The organism is Streptomyces sp. SS8, assembly GCF_054072955.1.
Genome location: NZ_JBSVCZ010000027.1, coordinates 61,118 through 85,969 on the forward strand (window position 1 = coordinate 61,118; position 24,852 = coordinate 85,969).

The window sequence follows — 24,852 nt, forward strand, 5'->3', positions numbered from 1 at the left end:
TTCCCGGGCGTTGTGCTCGCCGTGAGCGAGAAAGATGCCCCCGGACACCGCCGGGCGGACGGGAAGGGGCGGCCGGTGGGCCGCCGCGCCCTGCTGGTCGGCGGGGCGGCGGTGGGACTGGGCGCCCTCGGGTACGCGGCCCGCGACGATCTGGCCCGGACGTGGTGGAAGGTGCCGGGTGTGGACCGGCCGCGCACCGAGGGCGAGGTGGACCACCCCGGGGCGGACTGGGTGCCGGCGTCCGAGGCGAACTGGCGGCGGGCCGACCGGCCCTACGACTACACCATCGACCGGGTGGTGGTGCACGTCATCCAGGGCCCCTACGCGGTGGCCCTGAAGGTCTTCCAGGACCCGTCCCACCGCGCCGCGACGCACTACGTGGTGCGCACCTCCGACGGGAAGGTGACGCAGATGGTGCGGGAGCTGGACGTGGCGTACCACGCGGGCAACCGCGAGTACAACGAGCGCAGCGTCGGCATCGAGCACGAGGGCTTCGTGGACCGCCCGGAGACGATCACCGACGCCACCTACCGGGCGTCGGCGGCGCTGACGGCCGGGATATGCGACCGGTACGGCCTGCCCCGGGACCGCGAGCACGTCATCGGCCACGTCGAGGTGCCCGGCACCGACCACACCGATCCCGGGCCGCACTGGGACTGGGAGCGGTACATGCGGATGGTGCGGGACGTCCCCGTCCGCGAGGCGTGACCCACCGGGCGTGAGCCGGGGGCGGCCGGCCCTCCCCCGGCGGGGACGGGCCGGCCCTCCCGTGGCCTACACGCCGGCCTCCACGTACTCGCGCAGGTGCAGGGCGGTCAGGGTGTCGCCCTTGGCGACGAGCTCGGCCGGGGTGCCGGTGAAGACGATCCGGCCGCCGTCGTGGCCGCCGCCCGGGCCGAGGTCGATCAGCCAGTCGGCGCGGGCCATCACGGCCTGGTGGTGCTCGATGGCGATGACCGTGTTGCCCTCGTCCACCAGCCGGTCCAGCAGGGCCAGCAGCTGGTCCACGTCCGCCAGGTGGAGACCGGTGGTCGGCTCGTCCAGTACGTAGACCGCACCCTTGCTCGCCATGTTGACGGCCAGTTTCAGGCGCTGCCGCTCGCCTCCGGAGAGGGTGTTCAGCGGCTGCCCCAGACTGAGGTACTCCAGGCCGACGTCGACGAGGCGGCCCAGCACGGTGTGCGTCTGGCCGGAGGGGAAGAACTCGTGGGCCTCGGCCACCGACATGCCCAGGACCTCGCTGATGTCCTTGCCGCGCAGTTTGTGGGTGAGGACGTCGGGGGTGAAGCGCCTGCCCTCGCACTGCTCGCAGACCGAGGCCACCCCGGCCATCATGGCCAGGTCGGTGTAGACGACGCCGGCGCCGTTGCAGGCGGGGCAGGCGCCCTCGGAGTTGGCGCTGAACAGCGCGGCCCTGACCCCGTTGGCCTTGGCGAAGGCGGTGCGGATGTGGTTCAGCAGTCCGGTGTAGGTGGCCGGATTGCTGCGGCGGGAGCCGCGGATCGGCGACTGGTCGGCGACGACGACGCCCTCCCGGCCGGGCAGCGCGCCGTGGATCAGCGAGCTCTTGCCCGAGCCCGCGACTCCGGTGACCACCGTCAGCACACCCAGAGGTATGTCGACGTCCACGTCCTTGAGGTTGTGCCGCCGCGCGCCCCTGACGGGCAGGTGCCCGCCCGGGGTGCGCACGTCCTCGCGCAGCCGGACCCGGTGCTCCAGGTACCGGCCGGTCAGGGTGGAGGAGGCGCGCAGCCCGGCCACGTCACCGCTGTAGCCGATCTCCCCGCCGGCCGTCCCGGCGCCGGGGCCGAGGTCGACGACGTGGTCGGCGATGGCGATGACCTCGGGTTTGTGCTCGACGACGAGGACGGTGTTGCCCTTGTCGCGCAGGCGCAGCAGCAGGTTGTTCATCCGCTGGATGTCGTGCGGGTGCAGGCCGGTGGTGGGCTCGTCGAAGACGTAGGTGACGTCGGTGAGGGAGGAGCCGAGGTGGCGGACCATCTTCACCCGCTGCGCCTCGCCGCCCGAGAGGCTGCCGGAGGTGCGGTCCAGGCTCAGGTAGCCCAGCCCGATCTCGACCAGCGAGTCCAGCAGCTGCCGCAGGCCCGCCAGCAGGGGGGCCACGGATTCGTCCTCGATGCCCGCGACGAACTCGGCCAGGTCGCTGATCTGCATCGCGGAGCACTCGGCGATGTTGACGCCGCCGATCCTCGAGGAGAGGGCCGCGGCGTTCAGGCGCGCGCCGCCGCAGGCGCGGCAGTCGGTGAAGATCACCGCCTGGTCGGTGAAGGCCCGGATGTGGGGCTGCATCGACTCGCGGTCCTTGGAGAGGTAGGTGCGCCGGATCTTGGTCACCAGGCCCTCGTAGGTGATCGTCCCGCCGCCCGTCTTGATCTTGGTGGCGGGCTTGTGGAGGAGGTCCTCCCACTGGGCGGGGGTGAAGTCCCTCAGCGGAGTGTCGGGGTCGAAGAGGCCCGAGCCCGTGACGACCTTCCAGAACCACGAGCCCACGGTGAACCCGGGGGCGGTGATCGCCCCGTCGTTCAGGGAGCGCTCCCGGTCCACGACCTGGCCGACGTCGATGTCCGAGACCCGGCCGATGCCCTCGCAGTCCGGGCACATGCCCTCGGCGCTGTTGAAGCTGAAGGCGCTGGAGGTGCCGATGTGCGGGGTGCCGAGCCGGCTGAAGACGATCCGCAGCATGGTGTGGGCGTCGGTGGCGGTGCCGACCGTGGAGCGTGAGTTGGCGCCCATCCGCTCCTGGTCGACGACGATGGCGGCGCTCAGGTTGTGCAGGCCGTCGACGTCCGGGCGGCCCAGGCTCGGCATGAACGACTGGACGAAGGCGGTGTACGTCTCGTTGATCAGACGCTGCGACTCCGCGGCGATGGTGCCGAAGACCAGCGAGGACTTACCGGATCCGGAGACGCCGGTGAAGACCGTCAGACGGCGCTTGGGAATGTCCAGAAAGACGTTTCGGAGGTTGTTCTCCCGGGCGCCGCGCACCTGGATCGTGTCGTGGCCGTCGGCGGTGTGCGGCGGCCGGGGACTGGAGGTATCGGTGGGCATCCGGCTCTCCCTTGCTGCGAGTCGCGGTGGTGGTCGTGCCTCGGGCAGGCTGGAGAGCCGACCCGCGCGGGGCGGTGCCGGTGGTGACCGAGCCGGGGAAACGCGTACACCGTACTCGCGCGGTCGACGGCACAGACCGGTTTCGGACAGGGTCACAGACGCCGCTGCAGCCGGACTCGAGTCCGGCTGCAGCGGCGGGTACGGCCTGGGTACGGCCGGGTACGGCTACGACAGCCCGGCGCTGCGGGCGCGCTCCACCGCCGGGCCGATGGCGGCGGCCACCGCGTCCACGTCCGCCCTGGTGGAGGTGTGCCCCAGGGAGAAGCGCAGGGTGCCCCGGGCCAGCTCCGGGTCGGTGCCCGTGGCCAGCAGGACGTGGCTGGGCTGGGCGACGCCGGCGGTGCAGGCCGATCCGGTGGAGCACTCGATGCCCTGGGCGTCCAGCAGGAGCAGCAGCGAGTCGCCCTCGCAGCCGGGGAAGGAGAAGTGCGCGTTGGCGGGCAGCCGCCCGGCCGGGTCGGGGTCGCCGCCCAGGACGGCGTCCGGCACGGCCTCGGTCACGGCCGCCACCAGTGCGTCCCGCAGCGCGCCGATCTCCCGGGCGAACTCCTCGCGCCGCTCGGCCGCCAGCCGTGCGGCGACCGCGAAGGCGGCGACGGCGGGCACGTCGAGGGTGCCGGAGCGCACGTCGCGCTCCTGGCCGCCGCCGTGCAGCAGCGGCGTGGGGGACCACTGCCTGCCCAGCAGCAGCGCGCCGATGCCGTACGGGCCGCCGATCTTGTGGCCGCTGACCGTCATCGCGGCCAGGCCGGAGGCGGCGAAGTCCACCGGCACCTGGCCGACGGCCTGGACGGCGTCCGCGTGCATCGGGATGCCGAACTCGGCGGCGGTCGCGGCCAGTTCGGCCGTGGGCTGGAGGGTGCCGATCTCGTTGTTGGCCCACATCACGGTGATCAGGGCGACGTCCTCGGGCTTCTCCCCCACCGCCTCGCGCAGCGCCTCGGGGTGGACCCGCCCCAGGGAGTCGACCGGCAGCCACTCCACCCGGGCGCCCTCGTGGTCGGCGAGCCAGTGGACGGCGTCGAGGACGGCGTGGTGCTCCACGGGGCTGGCCAGGACGCGGGTGCGGGCGGGGTCGGCCGCGCGCCGGGCCCAGTACAGGCCCTTGACCGCGAGGTTGTCGGCCTCGGTGCCGCCGGAGGTGAGGACCACCTCGCTCGGCCGGGCGCCCAGCGCCGCGGCGAGGGCCTCGCGCCCCTCCTCCACCGTGCGGCGGGCCCGCCTTCCCGCCGCGTGGAGGGAGGAGGCGTTGCCGGCGAGGCCGAGCTGGGCGGTCATCGCCTGCACCGCCTCCGGAAGCATGGGGGTGGTGGCGGCGTGGTCAAGGTAGGCCATGGTTAACCGATTCTACGAGCCGCCCGGGCCGGGACGAGAGCGAGGACCGGCCGACTGGCCGGTCCTCGCTCCTTCCGTCCCGCCCGGCCCGGGGGCGGGCGGGACGTCCCGGACGTCCCCGGACGTCCCCGGGGACGTCCTCAGCCGCCCTTGTGCTCGGCCTGGAACATCCAGTGGTGCTTCTCGAGGTCGGCGATGATCGAGATGAGGATGTCCTGGGTCACCGGGTCGGGCTTCTCCGTGGCGTCCATGCGCTCGCGCATCCGGTTCACCACCGAGGCCAGCGCACCGACCATGACCTCGACGGCCTTGTCGTCCTGGTGCCAGCCGCTGTCCACCCCGGTGATGGCGCTGCCGGAGGCGAGGGCGGAGGCACGGCCGTCGGGGGCCAGGCCCAGGGCCGCGGCGCGCTCGGCGACGGTGTCGGAGTAGGTGCGCGCGGTGTCCACGACCTCGTCGAGCTGGAGGTGGATGGAGCGGAACCGCGGTCCGATCACGGTCCAGTGGACCTGCTTGGCCACCAGCGACAGATCGACCAGGTCCACCAGTGCGCCCTGCAGCGCCTCTCCGACGACCTTGAGGTCCTGGTCGGGCAGTGTGCTCTTCACGGCGTACATCCGTTGACCACCTTCACTTCTCTCACGGGGGAGCTTTGCCGCATGTGGCGCCATTCACGCCATTCGTCCCTTTTCAGGCTACCCGTGAAGGGCTCCGCCACTCCCGTGCCGCCGGCCCCGCCGGTCCGGTCGCGCACCGCGTTCGCGCCGGTCGCGGCGGGTGCCGGGGCATCGGGGCGACGTCATCACGTGTGCCCCGCGCCGCCCGCCGCATGCGGAAGCGGCCCGTCCCCCTCCGGCAAGGGGGGACGGGCCGCGGATCGCGCGACGGGGGCGGTCCGGTCCGCGCTCAAACCGGCGGGGATCAAACCGGCGGGGACCGGACCGGCGGGGCTCAGGCCGGCAGGGCGCGGGCGAGCTGCCGGGACTGTGCGACCAGCCGGTCCTCGCTGTCCCAGACGTCGGCGTCCTCCTCCAGGAAGCCGCCGGCCAGATTGCGGGTGGTGATCGCCACCCGCACCGGCCCGGGGGCCGGGCGGCGGCGGACGTGGACGGTCAGCTCCACCGTCGGCACCCAGCCGGACAGGCCCAGCTCGAAGGCGGTGGGCGGCAGGGCGTCCACCGCCAGCAGCAGGGAGAGCGGGTCGTGGTCGCGACCGTCGGCCAGCCCGAACCAGCCGCGCATCTCGCCGCGCCCGCTGGGAGCGCCGACCGCCCAGCCCACGGTGGCCGGGTCCAGGCGCAGGTCGATCTGGTGGGTGATGGGCGGGACGGCGGACGGGTCCATGCCGTCCCTGGCCCCGAGGCAGCTCTCGTACGGCGGGATCTGCGGCGGCTTGGCGCTGGTGCGGACGTCGTCGGGCAGCGCGGCCAGGTCCCCGTAGCTCGCCAGCACGCGGATGCGCTCGACCTCCCGCCCGTCCTCGTCCCGCTGGAGCAGGGAGGCCGCGCCGGTGGACAGGGTCCGGCCGGCGCGTACGGCGGTGGTGCGCACGGTCGCCGGGCCGGGCCGGGAGGCGGTGAGGTAGTGCGCGGTGATGGTGAAGGGGTCGGGGTGCGGCAGTGCGTCGCCGAGGGCCCGGCCGAGCAGGGCCAGCAGGTAGCCGCCGTTGACGGCGTGCCCGATGGTCCACTGGGCGGAGAGTTCGGCGCCGTAGACGCCCTCCCCCTGCGCTGTGACGGCCGTGTCGCGATCGAACGCGCTGGTACCGATGGTTGCCTCGGTCATGGCAGTACACGGTACAGGCTTTTATTACCGGCTAGTAGCCAAGTCGCGTCAGGGCCGTCCCCCGCTTGCCCGGGCATCCGCTCAGCCCCCCTCCTCGTTCTCCTCGGTCCGCCGGCTGCGGCGGTGCCAGGCCCTCGGCGCGCGCCAGTTGTAGCGCAGGGCCAGCAGCCGCAGGACGAAGGCGAGGGCCGCCGCCGCGCCGCTGGTCACCCCGTTCAGCTCCCCGGCCCTGATCAGCAGCGCCACCGCCGCCGCCCCGACGACGGCCGGCACGGCGTAGACCTCCCGGTCCCAGCGCAGCAGTGAGGGCACCTCGTTGGCCAGGACGTCGCGCAGCACGCCGCCGCCGGCGGCCGTGGCCAGCCCCATGACGACCGAGGCGGTCAGGCCGAGCCCGTAGGCGTACGCCTTGACCGTGCCGGTGACGCAGAACAGGCCGAGCCCGGCCGCGTCGAAGACCATCACCGCCCGGTTGATCCGCTCCACCTGCGGATGGAGGAAGAAGACCAGCACCGTGGCGGCCAGCGGGGTCAGCAGATAGCCGAGGTCGGTGAAGGCGGCCGGGGGCACCGCCCCGATCACCAGGTCCCTGAAGAGCCCGCCGCCCAGCCCGGTGACCGAGGCCAGCAGCGCCATGCCGACGACGTCGAAGTTCTTGCGGACGGCGAGCAGCGCGCCGGAGACGGCGAAGACGAAGATCCCGGCCAGGTCGAGCCAGTGCTGGACGGAAGGGGTGAACAGATCCACCCCCCGGTTGTAACAGGTGCCGCAGGCGCCGCACCGCCCGCCTCCGCGCCCATCGGGCGGGAGGCGGGCGGTGCGGGGGCGATACGCGGCGCCCGGGGCGCCGAAGAGCACGGCGCGCGGCTCACTCGGCCGCGGTCGCGGCCTTCTCCGTCTTCACGGCCTCGGCCGGCTCGGAGTGCTCGGCGTGCCCGCCGTGCCCCTCGTGCCCGGCCGGGACGACCTGGGCCGCGTTGTGCGTGGGGCTGATCCGGCCGTCGGCGATCTCCTCGGCCCAGTGGCAGGCCACCCTGTGCCCGCCGCCCAGGTCGCGCAGCTCGGGGCGGTCGGTCGCGCAGAGCGTGTCCTGCTTCCACGGGCAGCGGGTGTGGAAGCGGCAGCCCGCCGGCGGGTTCGCCGGGGAGGGCAGGTCACCGGTGAGCAGGATGCGCTCGCGGTTGTCCTCGACCTCCGGGTCGGGCACCGGCACGGCCGACATCAGCGCCCGGGTGTACGGGTGCCGGGGCTCGGCGTACAGCGTGTCGCTGGGCGCCTCCTCCACCAGCGAGCCCAGGTACATCACCCCGACGACGTCGGAGATGTGCCGCACCACGGCCAGGTCGTGGGCGATGACCACATAGGTCAGCCCCATCTCCTTCTGGAGTTCCTCCAGCAGGTTGATCACCTGCGCCTGGATGGAGACGTCCAGCGCGGAGACCGGCTCGTCGCAGATGATCACGTCCGGTTCCAGGACCAGCGCACGGGCGATGCCGATGCGCTGGCGCTGCCCGCCGGAGAACTCGTGCGGGTAGCGGGAGAGCGCGCCTGCCGGCAGCCCGACCCTCGCCAGGATCTTCCGGATCCTCTCGCGGCGCTCGGCCTGGTCCGCGCCGATGCCGTGGGCCTCCATGCCCTCGGAGAGGATCGACTCGATGTTCTGCCGGGGGTTGAGGCTGCCCAGCGGGTCCTGGAAGACCATCTGGAGCCGGCGGCGGAAGCGGCGCATCTCCTCGTCCGGCAGCTTCGCCAGATCGGTGCCGTCGAAGACGACCTCGCCGTCGGTGATGCCCACCAGCCGCAGGACCGCCCGGCCCAGCGTGGTCTTGCCGCAGCCCGACTCGCCCACCAGGCCGTACGTCTGACCGGGTTCGACGGAGAGCGACACACCGTCGACGGCGTAGACGTGACCGACCGTGCGGTCGAAGAGGATGCCCTTCTTCACCGGGAAGTGGACCTTCACACCGTTCAGTTGGAGCAGGCTCATGCTCCGGCCTCCTTCTCGGCCGTGCCGGCCGTGCCGACCGCCGCGTCCTTCTCCACCGCGGCGGTCCTCTCCACCGGTTCGGTCTTCTCCACCGGCTCGTCCCCCGCGGGCCCGCCCTCGGCCTCGGCGTCGGCGCCGGGCACTTCGTCCGGCTCGGGCAGCGCGGACTTGCGCAGATCGGCGGCGCCCCCGGAGAGCACCGGGTTGACGCACCGCACCTGGTGTCCGGGCTTGCGGGGCTCGCCCAGCTCCGGGGCGCCCTCCAGGCACTCCAGCGTGTAGTGGTCGCACCGGGGGGCGAAGGCGCAGCCGTCAGCCCAGGCGATCGTGTCGTTGATGGACCCGCGCACCGGCCTCAGCGGCTCGCCGCGCGGCGCGTCGAGCCGGGGGATGGATCCCAGCAGCCCGTTGGCGTACGGGTGGGTCGGCGCCTCGAACAGCTCGCGCCGCTCGGCGGACTCCACCACCTTGCCCGCGTAGAGCACGTTGACCTGGTCGCACAGGCCGGCGACCACGCCCAGGTCGTGGGTGATCATCAGCAGGGCGGTGCCCTCCTGGTCGACCAGTTCCTTGAGCAGCTCCAGGATCTGGGCCTGGATCGTCACGTCCAGCGCGGTGGTCGGCTCGTCGGCGATCAGCAGCCGCGGCGCGCAGGCCACCGCCATGGCGATCAGGGCGCGCTGGCGCATGCCGCCGGAGAGCTGGTGCGGATACTCCTTCAGCCGCCGGGTGGGGTCGGGGATACCGACCCGCTCCAGCAGCGAGGCGGCCTCCCTGCGGGCGGCCTCGCCCTTCATCCCCCGGTGCCGGGCCAGGATCTCGGTGACCTGGATCCCGATGGGGACCACCGGGTTCAGCGAGGACAGCGGATCCTGGAAGATCATCGCCATCTGGGAGCCGCGCAGGTCGCGCATCCTCTTCGGGCTCAGGGTCAGCAGGTCGGTGCCGTCGAAGTCGGCACGGCCGCCGGTCCTCACGCCCCTGGGGGGCAGCAGTCCCATCAGGGCCAGCGAGGTGACGGACTTGCCGCAGCCCGACTCGCCGACCAGGCCGACGACCTGGCCCTGGTCGACGTCGAAGGACACCCCCGACACGGCCTTCACGTCGCGGCGGCCGCGCTGGGTGAAGGTGACGGTCAGTTCGTCCACGGAAAGCAGGGCCATGTGATCAACTCCGCAGTTTCGGGTCGAGGGCTTCCCGCATCGCCTCGCCCAGCAGGGTGAAGCCGAGCGCGGTGACGATGATGCCCAGCGCGGGGTAGACCGCGAGCATCGGTGCGCTGTCGAAGTACTTCTGCGCCTGGGCCAGCATGACGCCCCACTCCGGCTCGGCGGCGTCGGGGTTGCCCAGGCCGAGGTAGGACAGCGCCGCCGCCTCGATGATGGCGGTGGCCAGGCTCAGGGTGGCCTGGACGATCACCGGGCTCAGCGAGTTGGGCAGCACATGGCCGAGCGCGATGCGCCGCTTGCGCACTCCGAGCGCCTGGGCGGCCAGCACGTAGTCCGAGCCGCCCTGCGCCAGCATGGCGCCGCGCAGCAGCCGGGCGAAGATGGGGATCTGCACCACGCCCACCGCGATCATCACGGTGGTCAGGGACTGGCCCAGGACCGCCGCGACGGACACGGCCAGCAGCAGCGAGGGCAGCGCCAGCATGATGTCGATGACACGCATCACGGCGGTGTCGATCCGGCGGCCGGCCTTGCCGCCCAGCACCAGGGCGGCGCCCGAGGCGCCGCCGATCAGCGCGCCGACGGTGAAGCCCAGCAGCGTGGCGACGATGCCGACCAGCAGGGTCTGGCGGGCTCCCACCAGCATCCGGGAGAACTCGTCGCGGGCCAGGTGGTCCAGGCCGAGCCAGTTCTCGGCGCGGGGGCCGACGAAGACGTTCTGGTTGGTGAGGACCTCACCGCGCCACAGCTGCGCGGTGGGGCTGTACGGGGCGACCCACGGGCCCACGATCGCGACCACCACGAACACACCGATGATGCACGCGCCGATCACGGCCATCTTGCTGGCCTTCAGCCTGCGCCAGGCCTCGACCCACAGACTGGCGCCCGTGGAGGTCTCGGTGGAGGCGGTGAGCTCGGCGAGCCGGTCGATCTTGTCGGTCTTGGTGCTCATCAGTGCACCCGCACTCTCGGGTCGATAAGGCTGTATGCGAGGTCAACCAGCAGGTTGATGACGACGTACGCAGCCGCGATGAACATGATGAAGCCCACCAGGACCGGGTAGTCGCGCTCGTCGATGGCGGTCTTGATGAACGAGCCGATGCCGCCGAAGGCGAAGACCGACTCGGTGAGCACCGCGCCCGACAGCAGACCGCCGGTGAGCAGGCCGACGGCGGTGACGATCGGCAGCAGCGCGTTGCGCAGCACATGGCGGCCGCGCACCACCTGGCGGCTCAGCCCCTTGGACTCGGCGGTGCGCACGTAGTCCTCGCCGAGCACCTCCAGCACGCTGGCCCGGGTCATACGGGTGATGATGGCCAGCGGGATCGAGGAGAGCGCCAGGGCCGGGAGCACCAGGTGCCTCACCGCGTCCCAGGCCGCGTCGAACTCGCCGGTGAGGATGCCGTCCAGGACGTAGAAGCCGGTGACCTCGGTGGCGTCGATGCCGGTGGTCTGGCGGCCGTAGCTGGGGAACCAGCCGAGCTTGACGGCGAAGAGCGCCTTGAGCAGGAAGGCCAGGAAGAACACCGGGATGCAGATGCCCACCAGGGAGCCGGAGACCGCGGTGACGTCCAGCCAGCTGCCGCGCCGGCGGGCGGCGAAGTAGCCCAGCGGGATACCGACGGCGATGGCGATGATCATGGCCGAGATGCCGAGCTCCACCGTGGCGGGGAACGCCCGGGTGAACTCGTCCCACACCGGCTGGCCGGTCTGGGTGGAGACGCCCAGGTCCAGCTCGGACAGCCGCCTGAGGAAGCGGCCGTACTGGACCCACACGGGCTGGTCGAGCCCGAGGGCCGCCTCGATGCGGGCCCTGTCCGCCTCGGTCGCACGCTCGCCGAGCATGGCCGCTGCGGGTCCGCCGGGCAGCCGGTTCAGCCAGATGAACAGCAGAACGGACAGGCCCAGCAGGGTGGGTATCAGTTGGAGCAGTCTTCGTACGACGAGACGCAACACCCCGCGATGCCCCTTTCTTGGTCCTCATGGGCAGGTCCGCCCGGCCACTTCGGATGCCGTGGCCGGGCGGACCTGCGCGCGGTCATGCGTTTACTTGAAGGAGACCTCGGCGAAGTTCTCCTGCGTCAGCGGGGAGACCTTCGGGGGGTTGACGTCCTTGGCGAACGCGATGGACGGCGGGGAGGAGGAGACCGGGACGCCCGGGATGTACTCCATGATGGCCTCGTTGGCCTTCTTGTACAGCTCCACCCGCTTGGCGACGTCCGGCTCAGCGCTGGACTTCTTCACCGCGTCGAAGACCTTGTCGTCGCGGAAGCCCCACTGCTTGTCGTAGCCGGCGAACCAGGTGCCGATGAAGTTGTAGGCGTCGTTGAAGTCACCGGTCCAGCCCAGCAGGTGCAGGTCGCAGGTGCCGGCCTCGGTGGCGTCGATGTAGTCCGGGGCCCACTTCATGGGCTTGGGCTGGACCTTGACACCGGCCTTCTCCAGGTCGGCCTTCATCAGCTCGAACATGTCGGCCGGGGCGGGCATGTACGGGCGGGTGACCTCGGTCGGGTAGCAGAAGGTGACCTTGAGGTTCTCCTCGCCGGCCTTCTTCAGCAGGTCCTTGGCCTTGTCCGTGTCGAACTCGTAGGTGGCGACCTTGTCGGAGTGGCCGTCGACGGTGTCCGGCATGAACTGGGTGGCCACCACGCCGCCCTCGGGCAGCTGCGTCTTGACGACGTTCTCGCGGTCGATGGCGTGGGTGATCGCCTGGCGGACGTCCTTCTTCTTCAGGGCCTTGTTCGCCTCCTGCGACATGCCCATGTAGAAGATGTTGAACACGCCGCGGACCGGGACCTGGAAGTCTTCCTTCTCCAGGGTCTTCACGTCCGAGGGCGCGACCAGGTCGTAGCCGTGGATGTTGCCGGCCTGCAGCGCCTGGCGGCGCGCGGACTCCTCGGCGATGGTGCGGAAGACCAGCTTCTCGACGCCGGCCTTCTCACCCCAGTAGTCGTCGAACCGCTCGAGGGTGACTTCCTTGTTGCCCTTGTCCCACTTGGCGATCTTGAAGGGGCCGGTGCCCGCGACGGTGCCGGCCTCCTGGCTGTACTTGGGGTAGGAGATGGCGTCGCCCTCGCCGCTCAGCTCCTGCTTCTTGTAGGCGTCGATGGCCTTCGGGGAGTGGATGGCCAGCGCCTGGAGCGAGAAGCCGCCGGGCAGGTTGGCGGTGGACTCGTGCACGCTGATGACGGCGGTGTGCTCGTCCTTCGCCTCGCAGCCCTTGTAGTTGGCCTTGGGCGTGTCCTTGTGCTCGTTCTTCGCGAAGCCGCCGAAGATCTTCTGCCAGTAGTAGGAGACCGCGCTCTCCTGGTACGTACCGGTCCAGTTGAACCAGTGGTCGTAGTTCTTGCACACCGCCTCGGCGGTGAGCTTCTCGCCGTCGTGGAACTTCACGCCCTCGTGGAGGTTGAAGGTCCACTCGGTGCCGCTCTCGTCGGGCTTCCACGACTTCGCCAGGCCGCCGACCAGCTCGGTGCCGCCCGGCTCGTGCTCGATCAGCGCCTCGAAGGCCTGGCGGGTGACCCGGAACGTCTCACCGTCACTGGCCAGCGCCGGGTCCAGAGAGCCCGGGTCTCCGGCGGCGCCGAAGACGAAGGTTTCCCCACCCTTGCCTTCGTCCTTCTCGCCTCGTTCACTGGCACATCCAGTGGCGATCACACCAACCGCGAGGGTCGCCGCGATCGTCTGGACGACCCTGGAACCGGTTATTCGCATGTTCCACCTCAGGGGTCGGTGACGGTTTGACTGCTGGTCGCCCGAACAGTACTGCGCCCAACCATCGGTGTGAACTGTCCGCATGTCGGTGATATAGACCTGAGACCCTGGCGCCCGAAACAGCGACAGTGCAGGTCAAAGCATTGATACCGGACGAAACCACCGGCCGCCGAGGAGGCGGGGACGGCACCGGAGGGGCCGTGTCAGTAGGGGCGGGGGTAGCCGTAGCCGTGTCCGGGAGCCGCCGCCGGGGCGGCGGCGTGGGCGTCACGGTCGAAGAAGGGACGGGAGTTGGCCCGCAGCCACATGGCGACCGGGTCGTACTCGTCCGACATCGACACCGTGGACACCGCCAGTCCGTCCGGCACCGCGGCCACCGACTGCCGCATCATCGAGTGCACCGACTCCACCGCCTCCGGCGCGGAGTCGTACAGGTCGAGCCCGATCACCAGCCGCGGCGCGCCCAGCGCGGGCTGCACCCAGGCCCGGCGCAGGGTGCGCACGGCGGGCGTGCGGTGGGCGTTGTGCACCAGCTGGGCGTAGAAGTGCGGTACGTCCACGGTCGGTTCGCCGATGCGCAGCGGCCCGGCCGGCAGCCTCTCCAGCCCGCCCGCGATCCGGCGCAGGTCCAGCCAGGGGATGCCGACGCCGCCGCCGGGCGCGTGCGGGTTGAGCCACAGCCCCCAGCGGTCGGGGAAGAGGGCGGCGGCGATGTCGCGCCCGCCGACCACCTCGTGGGCCCTGGTCCAGCCGGAGGCCGTCAGCTCGTGCTCGGAGGTCACACAGGGCGCGTAGCCGTGCCCGGCGACCTCCATGTTCCCGTACTGGGCGTCGGGGGAGCCGGTCTGGCCGTGCCAGAGCAGCATCCACACCCGGCCGGAGGCGAGGGCACCCAACAGCGCTTCATAGGTGTCGTACCGCCCGGGCGCCACCTGCCGCAGCAGCTGCTCAACGCTTCCACCCGCGCTCACGTGGGCCGCCCCTTCTCGCGTCGTCCTCGCTCACCGGGCCGCGCGCGCGTCCCGTCCCGACATCCAACCAGCTTACGGTCCGCACCCGACAGGGCCCGGACCACTCGGCCGTTTCCGGGCAGGGGTGAGCGGGCCGGACACCCGGGCGCGGCCACGCGGGGTGCCGCGCGGGGCACCGGGCGGGGCACCGGGCGGCCCGGGGGTCAGTACGTCCGGCCCTGGCGGTCGTAGAAGGGCCGCACGCACTGGCGCATCCAGTCCACGACCGGGTCCTGGGCCGCGTCCAGCAGCACCATCTGCACCGGCCACCGCACCGGCTCCCGGCCCAGCGCGCGGCCGAGCGCGTCGTGCGCCGCCGCACGGGCCTGCGGGTCCAGCAGGTCCAGCTCCACTCCGACGAAGAGCGCGGGCGGGTCGCCCTCGACGCTGGCCAGGCCGCGGCGTGCGGTGCGCACCTGCGGCAGTACCGCGAACTCCCCGGCCGCGGCGGCCAGGAAGTCCACCGGCTCCTCCTGCCAGTCGGGCTCGAAGAGCCGGACCCGGGCGCCGCTCGCCGTCCCCGGGATCCCCTCGGCCCCGCCCTCGCGGCACAGTTCGGCCACGGCCTCGGGTGGCAGGGGGACGCCGACGGTGCCGTCGGGGTTGACCGCGATGCCCACCTGCGGCGGCAGACCCCGGGCGAACTCCCGCGCGGGCGCGACGGCGAAGGGCAGATGCGAGCCGGCGCACTGCCGGAACTGCTGCTCGGAGCTGAAGACGGGCACATAGGGCGCCCCGTCGAGCTGGATCGTGGGCAGGTCGAGGTTGGGGCTGGCCGGTGAGCCGCCCTCGGGCAGCGGCACCCACAGACTGCTGCGGCCGAGCACCTCCAGCAGCCGGGCGCCCGCTCCCGGGGCGCCGAGGGAGGCGGCGAGGGTCTCCTCCAGCTCGTTGCCGGGCCAGCCGCCGCCGTGCCCCGGTCCGTACTGCTGCGGGATGGTCATGGGAAAACCCTATCGGCACCGGGCGGGTGTGCTCCTCCGCCGGCCGCGCACGCTTTCACGGGCGCGCGGGGCGCGGGGCACGCGAACGCCGGTCGCGGGCGTCGGGCGCGAACGTCAGTCGAACACCACCCCGCGCAGTGCCCCCGCCGCTCCCCGGTCCAGCAGCACCGACGCGACGCAGCCCCTGGGCAGTCGCCCGGCCTCCGCGTCCGCCACCAGCCGGCGCACCGCCCGCCGGTGCCGGGCGAAGGCGTACGCCGACACTCCGCGCCCCCGCTCCGCCTGCCCGGCCAGCGCCACCTCGGGCGGCACGTCCAGCAGCAGCAGGTGAACGGCCCGCCCGCGCCGCCGCGCGTCCCGGGCCAGCCAGCGGCGCACCCAGCCCTGGGCCCCGCAGTCGTGCACCACCACACCGGCGCCCGAGGCCAGGGCCCGCCGCAGCGCGAGGTAGTGCGCGATCCTCACCAGCGGACGGTAGACGGCGTACGGCAGCCGGGCGGGCATCCGCCGCTCCCAGCGCTCCCGCACGTCCTGGGAGTCGATCCGCACCACCGCGTCGCCCTCGGCGACCACGCGGCGGATCAGGGTGGACTTGCCGCTGCCCGGCAGCCCTGAGACGACCACCCGGTCGCCCGCGGGGAAGCGCAGGATCCGCACCGCCGCGGTGCCGCGCAGATCGCGTCCGCCGGCCCCCGCCGCTCTCCGCGGCACCGTCGCGGGCACCGCTGCCGGTACCGCCGCGGGCGCCGCCTTCCCCGGCACCGCCCTGCGCCGGGGCGGCGCTCCGCCCTGTGCCGTACAAGCACTCTCCAGGCTGCTCACCGGATACGCCCTCCCCGCTTTCGCGCCACGTGCTCGCGGCGTCACCCTGAGCGTGTCAAGAAGGACGACGGTGGACAAGACGGCAGCTCATCAGGTGTGTCACGGTGCCGTACCCGTCACGTCACCCCTCTCGTCACGGGCCCGGCCGCACGGCTTCGCGCCCGCCCGGGGGCGGTGCGCGCCGGGCGTGCGATGATGAGCGGGTCAACTGCATACCGGCCGATCGAGTCCGCACGGGAGAGTTCCCGGAAAACGCTGGTAACGACGGTTTCCGGGGCGCCGAAGGAGCAAGTCCTCCCTTGAATCTCTCAGGCCCCGATACCGTGTGGACGAGGCAGATCTGAAAAGCGGGCGGCCCCGAGCGGAGCCGTCCCACCCAAGGTGCAAGCCGTGGCCCGCCCGTGCGGACTCGCGGCGAACCTCTCAGGTTCCGATGACAGATGGGGAGGACGTGTCCTTCCCGCCGTCCTCGTACGACATCGCCACCTCGCCTGGGAGCCTGCCGACCATGAGTGATTCCCCCCGCCGTACCGCCCTCGACGCCGTGCACCGCGCCCTGGGCGCGACCATGACGGACTTCGCAGGCTGGGACATGCCGCTGCGCTACGGCAGCGAGCGCGACGAGCACAACGCCGTGCGCACCCGCGCCGGCCTGTTCGACCTGAGCCACATGGGTGAGATCGCCGTCACCGGCCCGCAGGCCGGCGAGCTGCTGGACCGCGCCCTGGTCGGCCATCTGTCCGCCGTCTCCGTGGGCCGGGCGCGCTACACCATGATCTGCGACGAGTCCGGCGGCATCCTCGACGACCTGATCGTCTACCGGCTGGGCGACGAGGAGTACCTGGTCGTCGCCAACGCCTCCAACGCCCAGGTGGTGCTGGACGCCCTCACCGAGCGGCTCGGCGCCTCCGGCCTCACCGGCGCCGCCGTGCGCGACGACCGCGACGCCTACGCCCTCCTGGCCGTCCAGGGGCCGCGGGCGGCCGCCGTCCTGGCGAAGGTCACCGACGCCGACCTCGACGGCCTGAAGTACTACGCCGGGCTGCCCGGCACGGTGGCGGGCGTGGAGGCGCTGATCGCCCGCACCGGCTACACCGGCGAGGACGGTTTCGAGCTGTTCGTCGCCCCCGGCGACGCCGAGACCCTGTGGCGGGCGCTGACCGAGGCCGGGGCGGACGAGGGCCTGGTGCCGTGCGGGCTGTCCTGCCGCGACACGCTGCGGCTGGAGGCGGGCATGCCGCTGTACGGGCACGAGCTGGCCCGCTCCACCACCCCCTTCGACGCCGGGCTCGGCCGCGTGGTGAAGTTCGACAAGCCCGGCGACTTCACCGGCCGCGCCGCCCTGGAGGCCGCCGCCGCGCGGGCCGCCGAGAACCCGCCGCGCAAGCTGGTCGGCCTGGTCGCCGCCGGCCGCCGGGTGCCGCGCGCCGGGTACGCGGTGGTCGGCGCGGACGGCTCGGTGATCGGCGAGGTCACCTCCGGCGCCCCCTCCCCCACGCTGGGCAGGCCGATCGCCATGGCGTACGTGGACGCCGCCCACGCCGCCCCGGGCACCGGGGGTGTGGCGGTGGACATCCGCGGTACGCATGAGCCCTACGAGGTCGTCGCGCTGCCGTTCTACCGGCGCGAGCGCTGACGGCCCCGGCCGCTCCGTACCACCGCGTACCGCCCACCAGCCGTACCGCCCGACCGACCGCTTGCCGCACCACCGGCCCGGGACACCGTCCCACCTGGCAAGACCCGTTTCTCACACCACACCCCTGATCAGGAGAATCACGCCATGAGCAACCCCCAGCAGCTGCGCTACAGCAAGGAGCACGAGTGGCTGTCGGCCGCCGAGGACGGCGTCTCGACGATCGGCATCACCGAGCACGCGGCGAACGCCCTCGGCGACGTCGTCTTCGTGCAGCTCCCTGAGGTCGGCGACACGGTCACCGCGGGCGAGACCTGCGGCGAGCTGGAGTCGACCAAGTCGGTCAGCGACCTGTACGCGCCGGTCACCGGTGAGGTCACCGAGGTCAACCAGGACGTGGTGGACGACCCGGCGCTGGTGAACTCCGCCCCCTACGAGGGCGGTTGGCTGTTCAAGGTCCGGGTGACGGACGAGCCGGCGGACCTGCTGTCCGCCGACGAGTACGCCGCCTTCACCGGCGAGTGAGCGGCGGCCCGTCCGCCCCTTCCGCGCCCGGATCCGCCGTCCGCCGCCATCCCACCACGATCGGAAAGACCCGGATGTCGCTTCTGAACAGTTCCCTGCACGAGGTCGATCCCGACGTCGCCGCAGCCGTCGACGCCGAGCTGCGCCGCCAGCAGAGCACCCTGGAGATGATCGCCTCGGAGAACTTCGCCCCGGTCGCAGCTCTCCAGGCCCAGGGCTCGGTCCTCACCAACAAGTACGCCGAGGGCTACCCCGGCCGCCGCTACTACGGCGGCTGCGAGCACGTCGACGTGATCGAGGACATCGCCCGTGAGCGGGTGAAGGCCCTCTTCGGCGCCGAGGCCGCCAACGTCCAGCCGCACTCGGGCGCCTCGGCCAACGCCGCGGCGATGTTCGCCCTGCTGCAGCCGGGCGACACCATCCTGGGTCTGGACCTGGCGCACGGCGGCCACCTGACCCACGGCATGAAGATCAACTTCTCCGGCAAGCTCTACGACGTGGTCGCCTACCACGTCGACGCCGCCACCGGCCTGGTCGACATGGAGGAGGTCGAGCGGCTGGCGCGGGAGCGCCGCCCGAAGCTGATCATCGCCGGCTGGTCGGCGTACCCCCGGCAGCTCGACTTCGCCGCCTTCCGCCGCATCGCCGACGAGGTGGGCGCACTGCTGATGGTGGACATGGCGCACTTCGCCGGTCTGGTGGCCGCGGGTCTCCACCCCAACCCGGTGCCGTACGCGGACGTGGTCACCACCACGACCCACAAGACGCTGGGCGGTCCGCGCGGCGGGGTGATCCTGTCGAAGCAGGAGCACGCCAAGAAGATCAACTCCGCGGTCTTCCCCGGTCAGCAGGGCGGCCCGCTGGAGCACGTCATCGCGGCGAAGGCCGTCTCCTTCAAGATCGCGGCGACGGAGGAGTTCAAGGACCGCCAGCGCCGTACCCTGGAGGGCGCGAAGCTGCTGGCCGAGCGGCTGACGCGGCCGGACACGGCCGAGGCGGGCGTCGCCGTGCTGTCGGGCGGCACCGACGTCCACCTGGTCCTGGTCGACCTGCGCGACAGCGAGCTGGACGGCCGCCAGGCCGAGGACCGCCTGCACTCCATCGGCATCACCGTCAACCGCAACGCCATCCCGAACGACCCGCGTCCGCCGATGGTCACCTCCGGCCTGCGCATCGGCACCCCGGCGCTGGCCACGCGAGGCTTCACCGCCGACGACTTCCGCGAGGTCGCGGACGTCATCGCCGAGGCGCTGAAGCCCTCGTTCGACGAGGCGAAGGCCAAGGAGCTGGCCGGCCGCGTCTCCGCGCTGGCCGACAGGCACCCGCTGTACCCGGGGCTGTAGGCCCCCGGCGCGGCACCGGGTGCGCCGCCCACGCCGGCGGCGCACCCGGTCCGCCCGGTCCATCCCGACCGCCCGGTCCCTCCCGACCGTCCGGTCCACCGACACCGTGTCCCGCCCCGCACACCCGCAGGGCCCCACGCCCGCCGCACCCGGCGGGCCGCGAACCACGAGCAGACAAGGGAGTCCGCCACCGTGGCCATCTCCGTCTTCGATCTCTTCTCCATCGGCATCGGCCCCTCCAGCTCCCACACCGTCGGCCCCATGCGGGCGGCCGGGATGTTCGCACGCCGGCTGCGGAAGGAGGGCGTGCTGGACCGCACCGCCTCGCTGCGGGCCGAGCTGTTCGGCTCCCTGGGCGCCACCGGCCACGGCCACGGCACGCCCAAGGCCGTGCTGCTGGGCCTGGCGGGCCACTCTCCGCGCACCGTCGACGTCGAGGCCGCGGAGGCGGAGGTCGAACGGGTGCGGCAGTCGGGCCGGCTGGGCCTGCTCACCGCCGGCGGGGAGGGCGACGGCGAGGGCGGCTCCGAGGGCCGTGAGGCCCATGAGGCCCACGGAGGCCACGAGATCCCCTTCGACGTCGACCGCGATCTGGTGCTGCACCGCCGCCGCTCGCTGCCGTACCACGCCAACGGCATGACCCTGGCCGCGTACGGCGCCGACGGCACGCCGCTGCTGGAGAAGACCTACTACTCGGTGGGCGGCGGCTTCGTGGTGGACGAGGAGGCGGCCGGGGCCGGCCGCATCAAACTCGACGACACGGTGCTGAAGTACCCCTTCCGCACCGGCGACGAACTGCTGCGCACCACCCGCGAGACGGGCCTGTCCGTCTCGGCGCTGATGCTGGAGAACGAGCGGGCCTGGCGCAGCGAGGAGGAGATCCGCGCGGGTCTGCTGGAGATCTGGCGGGTGATGCGCGAGTGCGTGGCCCGCGGCCTGTCGCGGGAGGGCATCCTGCCCGGCGGCCTGAAGGTCCGCCGGCGGGCGGCCGCCTCGGCACGGCGGCTGCGCGCCGAGGGGGACGCCGCGTCGCGTGCCATGGAGTGGCTGACGCTCTACGCGATGGCGGTCAACGAGGAGAACGCCGCCGGCGGGCGCGTCGTCACCGCCCCCACCAACGGCGCGGCGGGCATCATCCCGGCCGTTCTGCACTACGCCATGGAGTTCGTACCCGGGGCTGACGACGACACCGTCGTGCGCTTCCTGCTGACCGCGGGCGCCATCGGCCTGCTGTTCAAGGAGAACGCCTCGATCTCCGGCGCCGAGGTCGGCTGCCAGGGAGAGGTGGGCTCGGCCTGCTCCATGGCCGCCGGCGGTCTCGCCGAGGTCCTGGGCGGCTCACCCGAGCAGGTCGAGAACGCCGCCGAGATCGGCATCGAGCACAACCTGGGCCTGACCTGCGACCCCGTGGGCGGACTGGTCCAGATCCCCTGCATCGAGCGCAACGGCATGGCCGCGGTCAAGGCGGTCACCGCGGCGCGGATGTCCCTGCGCGGCGACGGCCGCCACCACGTCTCCCTGGACAAGGCCATCAAGACGATGAAGGAGACGGGCGCGGACATGAAGGTCAAGTACAAGGAGACCGCCCGCGGCGGGCTCGCCGTCAACGTCATCGAGTGCTGAAGGGGCGTCCGGCCCTCACTCCCGTCCGCCCGCAGGGGCCGACGCCCCGTTCCGCCCCCGGTCCGTGTCCCTCGGGCCGGGGACGGTCGTGTTCCCCCTCGTCCCCCGTCCACGCCGTGGGTGACCCGTATCCGGTCCCGCAACTTCCGGAATAGATCCGGAAGTTGCGGCGAATCTCTCTCGTTGATCGCCCACATGATCGACGCAATCCACGGAAGCGGCCAAGGAAAGCCCACTCTGCATGGCATTTGATCAGGGATTACTCGGTTCGGCGAAGATTCAGGGCGTCAGGAGCCTTCCGTAATCCTTGCGGAAACCATTGACAACCCATCAGAGCGAATCAACACTGTCGGCGTCGACAGGCCCCGACCGTCGTCGACCCGGGCCACCCCTGCCGTGGCCCGGCCCCTCGGTCGCCGGCCGTGCGGCGACCGACTGATCGACCCCCACGGCCGCCGTACGGCACCGGCTCTGCGGCGGCCGGCCCCGCCCCGGGCCGGCCGCCGCAGAGCCCTCAGCTCCGTACGCGCTGCCCGGCATCGCCGCCGATCCCTACGAGGAGGCACGCACATGCACGACGCACCCGCACAGCGGAAGAGACGCAGATCCGGCCGCACCTGGCTGCTGCCGAGGAACAGCCGGTTCGCCCGGCTGAAACTGCTCATCGCCAGTGCCTGCGCCGCACTGCTCGCGACCCTGGCACTTCCGCCCGGCGCCGCCCACGCCCAGACCGTCACCTCGAACCAGACGGGCAGCCACGGCGGCTACTTCTACTCGTTCTGGACCGACGCCCCGGGCACGGTCTCCGCCACCATGGGGAACGGTGGCAACTACAGCACCTCGTGGCGCAACACCGGCAACTTCGTCATCGGCAAGGGCTGGAGCACCGGCGGCCGCCGGACCGTGACCTACTCCGGCAGCTTCAACCCCTCCGGCAACGCCTACCTGACGCTCTACGGGTGGTCCAGGAACCCGCTGGTGGAGTACTACATCGTCGACAACTGGGGCACCTACCGGCCCACGGGCGAGCACCGGGGCACGGTCACCACCGACGGCGGCACGTACGACATCTACAAGACCACGCGGTACAACCAGCCCTCCATCGAGGGCACCAGGACCTTCGACCAGTACTGGAGCGTCCGGCAGCAGAAGAGGACCGGCGGCACCATCACCACCGGCAACCACTTCGACGCCTGGGCCCGGGCCGGCATGCAGCTGGGCAGCCACGACTACATGATCATGGCGACCGAGGGCTACCAGAGCAGCGGCAGCTCCAACATCACCGTGGGCGGCACCTCCGACGGCGGTGGCGGCGGCGGCGGTGGCGGCGGCGGTGGCGGCGGCGGCGGCTGCACCGCCACCCTGTCCGCCGGCGAGAGGTGGGACGACCGCTACAACCTCAACGTCTCGGTCTCCGGCTCCAGCAACTGGACCGTGACGATGAACGTCCCCTCCCCGGCCACGATCCTGTCGACCTGGAACACCACCGCCACCTGGCCCAGCAGCCAGGTCATGGTCGCCAGACCCAACGGCAGCGGCAACAACTTCGGGGTCACCATCAAACACAACGGCAACTGGACCTGGCCAACGGTCTCCTGCAGCGCCGGTTAGCCACCGGCAGCGCTCCGAGCACCGCACCCCTGGCGCGGCGGCCCCCGGCCGCCGCGCCAGGGCGTTCCGGGGGAGGCGGTTGTCCACAGGGGTCCTGCCGCCGCCCGTGCCTCGGTTAACCTCGGCGTCCGCAGCACCGAGTACGAAGGGGGCGTCATGGCCGTCGACTACGTGAAGAGGCCGGGGGCGGGTTCCGGGTCCGGGTCCGCGATCAGTCTGGAGAAGGTGGAGGCCACCGCTCCCGGGCTGGTGAGCCTGTACAAGCAGGCCGCGGTCAGCCTGGAGAAGCACCGGCTGTCGGGGCAGCGGGCCGCGGTCTACCTGGTGCTGGACCGCTCCGGGTCGATGCGGCCGTACTACCGCGACGGCACCGTCCAGCACCTGGCCGAGCAGGTCCTCGGGCTGGCCGCGCACCTGGACGACGACGGACGGGTGCCGGTGGTCTTCTTCAGCACCGGCGTGGACGGGAGCGCCGAGGTGGCGCTGGAGGACTACGCCGGGCGCGTCGAGGCCCTCCACTCGTCCCTGGGGCACATGGGCCGCACCAACTACCACCTCGCGATGGAGGCGGTGATCGAGCACTACCGGGCGAGCGGTTCCACCGACCCGGCCCTGGTGGTCTTCCAGACCGACGGCGGCCCCACCTCGAAGGCCGCCGCCGAGCGTGTGCTGTGCGAGGCCTCGCGCCTGCCGATCTTCTGGCAGTTCGTCGGGTTCGGGGAGGACGAGTTCCGTTTCCTGCGGAAGCTGGACGACCTGCCCGTGCCGGGGAAGAGGGTGGTGGACAACGCCGGGTTCTTCGCCGTCGGCCCCGACCCGCGCGCCATAGCCGACGCGGAGCTGTACGACCGGCTGACCGGCGAGTTCCCCGACTGGCTGCGGGCCGCCCGGGAGAGCGGCGTCGTGCGCTGACCCGGGCGGCCGGAAACGAGGGCAGGACACGCGGCGGTCAGCGGCCCGTCCACAGGTAGGTGACGGTCACCCAGCCGTTGTCGCGCAGCCCGACGTCGCGGAAGGTGCCGTCGGCCAGGTCGATGCCGGCCGGGTTGAGCACCCGGCGGCCCTTCCCGTCGCGTCCGCCGTTGTAGCCCGTGTAGTACGCGGCCTCCGCCTCGGGCACCCCCCGCGGCAGGTCGCGGAAGGTCTGGCGCACCGAGGACGGGTTCCAGTAGTCGTCGCGGATGTTCCAGGGCCCGACGTCCCACACGGGGGCGGTCACGCAGCGGGCCGGGCCGCAGACCCGCACCGAGTACTCCCGGCCTCCCTTGCGCGACAGGCCCCGGCGGGAGGGCAGGGCCACGAAGCGGTCGTTCTTCCGGATGACGTGCCCGTTGGCGGTGGTGCGGCCGACCAGGCCGATCCGGGTGGCGAAGACACGGGCGCCGTACGCGGCGGCCTCCTGCGGCTCCGGCCGGGCGTCCGGGTCGGTGTCGGCGCTCACCTCCAGGCCGCGCAGCCGGATCGCGCCCTCGGGATCCCACATCGCCAGCCGGACCTGGACGGTGGTGACGGCGCGCGGGAGGACGGCGGTGCCGCCGTCGGCGTCGCCCGCCTCGCGCCACTCGGTCCACGGGCCGCTCCCGGTGCGGCCGCGGACGTCGAAGGCCATCCCCGCGTCGCCGGGCACCTGTGCGTCGGGCCTGACCCGGACGCGGTTGGCCTGCCGGTCGAGCCGGTGCGGGTCCAGGACCTGGACGCCGTAGTCGCCGGTCGTGCGCAGCTCCCCGTCGGTGTGGCGGACACCGCTGTCGTCGGCGTCCACCCGGGACAGGTCGGCCGCCCAGGTCTGGACGGGGCCGGGCGCCTCACGCGCGGCGGGAGCGGGGGCCGGGGCGGCCGGCGGCGCGAGGCCGAGACCGAGGCAGAGCAGGGCCACGGCCGGCAGGGCGGTACGGGTGGCGCGGGTGGCGCGGGTGGCGCGGAGCGGGCGGGGGGTCCGGGGCGCGAAGCGGTGGCGGACTGGGCGTCTGGTGCGCATCGTGGTCCTTCCGTGTCGTGCCGCGCGCCCGGCCCCGGTCGGGGAAGAGGGGCGCGGCGGGCTCGGCGGGCTCGGCGGGCTCGGTGATGCCGCCGCACCGGTCGGTGTCGCGCTGGGGGCATCAGCCGACAAAAGCCACTTATGACACAGAAAGGCGGGGCGGTCACCCTGGGTTGCTCCCTGTGGTGGCCGCCCCGCCGTGCCGCGTCGCGCCCCCGCCGTACCGCGAGGACCGCGCCCCGCC

Annotated in this window: 21 protein-coding genes and 1 riboswitch; of the genes, 7 read left to right on the forward strand and 14 right to left on the reverse strand. The window is 72.5% G+C overall.

From position 1 onward, the window contains the following. Window positions 1-21: 21 nt before the first annotated feature. On the forward strand, window positions 22-708 hold the full coding sequence (locus tag ACW69E_RS23020; protein ID WP_457500182.1) for an N-acetylmuramoyl-L-alanine amidase: 687 nt from the start codon (window positions 22-24) through the stop codon (window positions 706-708). Between the two features lie 66 nt (window positions 709-774). Here the strand turns inward: ACW69E_RS23020 and ACW69E_RS23025 are convergent, their stop codons facing one another. The 13 genes from ACW69E_RS23025 to ACW69E_RS23085 form a co-directional block, all read right to left on the reverse strand. Next, window positions 775-3,069: an ATP-binding cassette domain-containing protein gene (locus ACW69E_RS23025; protein ID WP_457500183.1), complete on the reverse strand. Its 2,295-nt coding sequence runs from the start codon at window positions 3,067-3,069 to the stop codon at window positions 775-777. A gap of 225 nt (window positions 3,070-3,294) precedes the next feature. Further along, the gene (locus tag ACW69E_RS23030) at window positions 3,295-4,464 is read right to left on the reverse strand and encodes a cysteine desulfurase family protein (RefSeq protein WP_457500184.1); all 1,170 of its coding nucleotides are present in this window, start codon (window positions 4,462-4,464) and stop codon (window positions 3,295-3,297) included. 140 nt (window positions 4,465-4,604) lie between these two features. Then, window positions 4,605-5,081 (reverse strand): Dps family protein, encoded by a 477-nt coding sequence (locus ACW69E_RS23035; protein ID WP_457500185.1) that lies wholly within the window; start codon window positions 5,079-5,081, stop codon window positions 4,605-4,607. Between the two features lie 334 nt (window positions 5,082-5,415). Continuing rightward, window positions 5,416-6,249 (reverse strand): thioesterase family protein, encoded by an 834-nt coding sequence (locus ACW69E_RS23040; RefSeq protein WP_457500186.1) that lies wholly within the window; start codon window positions 6,247-6,249, stop codon window positions 5,416-5,418. An 81-nt stretch (window positions 6,250-6,330) separates the two neighbouring features. After that, the gene (locus tag ACW69E_RS23045) at window positions 6,331-6,996 is read right to left on the reverse strand and encodes a trimeric intracellular cation channel family protein (protein WP_457500187.1); all 666 of its coding nucleotides are present in this window, start codon (window positions 6,994-6,996) and stop codon (window positions 6,331-6,333) included. A 121-nt stretch (window positions 6,997-7,117) separates the two neighbouring features. Then, window positions 7,118-8,236: an ABC transporter ATP-binding protein gene (locus ACW69E_RS23050; protein WP_457500188.1), complete on the reverse strand. Its 1,119-nt coding sequence runs from the start codon at window positions 8,234-8,236 to the stop codon at window positions 7,118-7,120. Further along, on the reverse strand, window positions 8,233-9,399 hold the full coding sequence (locus ACW69E_RS23055; RefSeq protein WP_457500189.1) for an ABC transporter ATP-binding protein: 1,167 nt from the start codon (window positions 9,397-9,399) through the stop codon (window positions 8,233-8,235). The genes ACW69E_RS23050 and ACW69E_RS23055 overlap by 4 nt, the downstream gene beginning before the upstream one ends. 4 nt (window positions 9,400-9,403) lie before the next feature. Beyond that, the gene (locus tag ACW69E_RS23060) at window positions 9,404-10,357 is read right to left on the reverse strand and encodes an ABC transporter permease (protein WP_457500190.1); all 954 of its coding nucleotides are present in this window, start codon (window positions 10,355-10,357) and stop codon (window positions 9,404-9,406) included. Beyond that, complete coding sequence (locus ACW69E_RS23065; RefSeq protein ID WP_457500191.1) at window positions 10,357-11,361, reverse strand: ABC transporter permease; 1,005 nt, start codon at window positions 11,359-11,361, stop codon at window positions 10,357-10,359. The genes ACW69E_RS23060 and ACW69E_RS23065 overlap by 1 nt, the downstream gene beginning before the upstream one ends. 90 nt (window positions 11,362-11,451) lie before the next feature. Continuing rightward, window positions 11,452-13,119 (reverse strand): ABC transporter substrate-binding protein, encoded by a 1,668-nt coding sequence (locus ACW69E_RS23070; protein WP_457500192.1) that lies wholly within the window; start codon window positions 13,117-13,119, stop codon window positions 11,452-11,454. Window positions 13,120-13,322: 203 nt separating this feature from the next. After that, complete coding sequence (locus ACW69E_RS23075) at window positions 13,323-14,090, reverse strand: enhanced serine sensitivity protein SseB C-terminal domain-containing protein (protein WP_457500193.1); 768 nt, start codon at window positions 14,088-14,090, stop codon at window positions 13,323-13,325. Between the two features lie 203 nt (window positions 14,091-14,293). Then, window positions 14,294-15,073 carry an enhanced serine sensitivity protein SseB gene (locus ACW69E_RS23080; RefSeq protein WP_457500194.1) on the reverse strand — a complete coding sequence of 260 codons (780 nt, stop codon included), beginning with the start codon at window positions 15,071-15,073 and terminating at the stop codon, window positions 14,294-14,296. Window positions 15,074-15,187: 114 nt separating this feature from the next. Continuing rightward, window positions 15,188-15,784 carry an AAA family ATPase gene (locus tag ACW69E_RS23085; protein WP_457500195.1) on the reverse strand — a complete coding sequence of 199 codons (597 nt, stop codon included), beginning with the start codon at window positions 15,782-15,784 and terminating at the stop codon, window positions 15,188-15,190. 335 nt (window positions 15,785-16,119) lie between these two features. After that, window positions 16,120-16,229, forward strand: a riboswitch (glycine riboswitch). A gap of 174 nt (window positions 16,230-16,403) precedes the next feature. Between ACW69E_RS23085 and gcvT the strand changes: the two genes are divergently transcribed. From gcvT to ACW69E_RS23115, 6 genes are all read left to right on the forward strand, one after another. Continuing rightward, window positions 16,404-17,531, forward strand: coding sequence for a glycine cleavage system aminomethyltransferase GcvT (gene gcvT, locus ACW69E_RS23090; RefSeq protein ID WP_457500196.1), 1,128 nt, complete (start codon window positions 16,404-16,406; stop codon window positions 17,529-17,531). A 144-nt stretch (window positions 17,532-17,675) separates the two neighbouring features. Further along, entirely contained in the window at window positions 17,676-18,053 is a 378-nt protein-coding gene (gene gcvH / locus ACW69E_RS23095) for a glycine cleavage system protein GcvH (protein ID WP_093847526.1), read from the forward strand. Between the two features lie 74 nt (window positions 18,054-18,127). Beyond that, complete coding sequence (glyA, locus tag ACW69E_RS23100; RefSeq protein ID WP_457500197.1) at window positions 18,128-19,396, forward strand: serine hydroxymethyltransferase; 1,269 nt, start codon at window positions 18,128-18,130, stop codon at window positions 19,394-19,396. A 192-nt stretch (window positions 19,397-19,588) separates the two neighbouring features. After that, window positions 19,589-21,019 carry an L-serine ammonia-lyase gene (locus tag ACW69E_RS23105; RefSeq protein WP_457500198.1) on the forward strand — a complete coding sequence of 477 codons (1,431 nt, stop codon included), beginning with the start codon at window positions 19,589-19,591 and terminating at the stop codon, window positions 21,017-21,019. Between the two features lie 570 nt (window positions 21,020-21,589). Then, window positions 21,590-22,630, forward strand: coding sequence for a glycoside hydrolase family 11 protein (locus ACW69E_RS23110; RefSeq protein ID WP_457500199.1), 1,041 nt, complete (start codon window positions 21,590-21,592; stop codon window positions 22,628-22,630). 156 nt (window positions 22,631-22,786) lie between these two features. Then, window positions 22,787-23,542: a vWA domain-containing protein gene (locus ACW69E_RS23115; RefSeq protein ID WP_457500200.1), complete on the forward strand. Its 756-nt coding sequence runs from the start codon at window positions 22,787-22,789 to the stop codon at window positions 23,540-23,542. A gap of 37 nt (window positions 23,543-23,579) precedes the next feature. On the opposite strand, the gene ACW69E_RS23120 is transcribed toward ACW69E_RS23115, so the two are convergent. Further along, the gene (locus ACW69E_RS23120; protein WP_457500201.1) at window positions 23,580-24,608 is read right to left on the reverse strand and encodes a hypothetical protein; all 1,029 of its coding nucleotides are present in this window, start codon (window positions 24,606-24,608) and stop codon (window positions 23,580-23,582) included. Window positions 24,609-24,852 lie beyond the last annotated feature (244 nt).

Bases quoted from the DNA above. Each gene is read 5' to 3' on its own strand.
- ACW69E_RS23070 (WP_457500192.1), bottom strand. From the start codon at position 13,119: ATGCGAATAACCGGTTCCAGGGTCGTCCAGACGATCGCGGCGACCCTC.
- ACW69E_RS23050 (WP_457500188.1), bottom strand. From the start codon at position 8,236: ATGAGCCTGCTCCAACTGAACGGTGTGAAGGTCCACTTCCCGGTGAAG.
- ACW69E_RS23035 (WP_457500185.1), bottom strand. From the start codon at position 5,081: ATGTACGCCGTGAAGAGCACACTGCCCGACCAGGACCTCAAGGTCGTC.
- ACW69E_RS23030 (WP_457500184.1), bottom strand. From the start codon at position 4,464: ATGGCCTACCTTGACCACGCCGCCACCACCCCCATGCTTCCGGAGGCG.
- ACW69E_RS23080 (WP_457500194.1), bottom strand. From the start codon at position 15,073: ATGACCATCCCGCAGCAGTACGGACCGGGGCACGGCGGCGGCTGGCCC.
- ACW69E_RS23120 (WP_457500201.1), bottom strand. From the start codon at position 24,608: ATGCGCACCAGACGCCCAGTCCGCCACCGCTTCGCGCCCCGGACCCCC.
- ACW69E_RS23115 (WP_457500200.1), top strand. From the start codon at position 22,787: ATGGCCGTCGACTACGTGAAGAGGCCGGGGGCGGGTTCCGGGTCCGGG.
- ACW69E_RS23055 (WP_457500189.1), bottom strand. From the start codon at position 9,399: ATGGCCCTGCTTTCCGTGGACGAACTGACCGTCACCTTCACCCAGCGC.
- ACW69E_RS23040 (WP_457500186.1), bottom strand. From the start codon at position 6,249: ATGACCGAGGCAACCATCGGTACCAGCGCGTTCGATCGCGACACGGCC.
- ACW69E_RS23025 (WP_457500183.1), bottom strand. From the start codon at position 3,069: ATGCCCACCGATACCTCCAGTCCCCGGCCGCCGCACACCGCCGACGGC.
- ACW69E_RS23060 (WP_457500190.1), bottom strand. From the start codon at position 10,357: ATGAGCACCAAGACCGACAAGATCGACCGGCTCGCCGAGCTCACCGCC.
- gcvT (WP_457500196.1), top strand. From the start codon at position 16,404: ATGAGTGATTCCCCCCGCCGTACCGCCCTCGACGCCGTGCACCGCGCC.
- glyA (WP_457500197.1), top strand. From the start codon at position 18,128: ATGTCGCTTCTGAACAGTTCCCTGCACGAGGTCGATCCCGACGTCGCC.
- gcvH (WP_093847526.1), top strand. From the start codon at position 17,676: ATGAGCAACCCCCAGCAGCTGCGCTACAGCAAGGAGCACGAGTGGCTG.
- ACW69E_RS23110 (WP_457500199.1), top strand. From the start codon at position 21,590: ATGCACGACGCACCCGCACAGCGGAAGAGACGCAGATCCGGCCGCACC.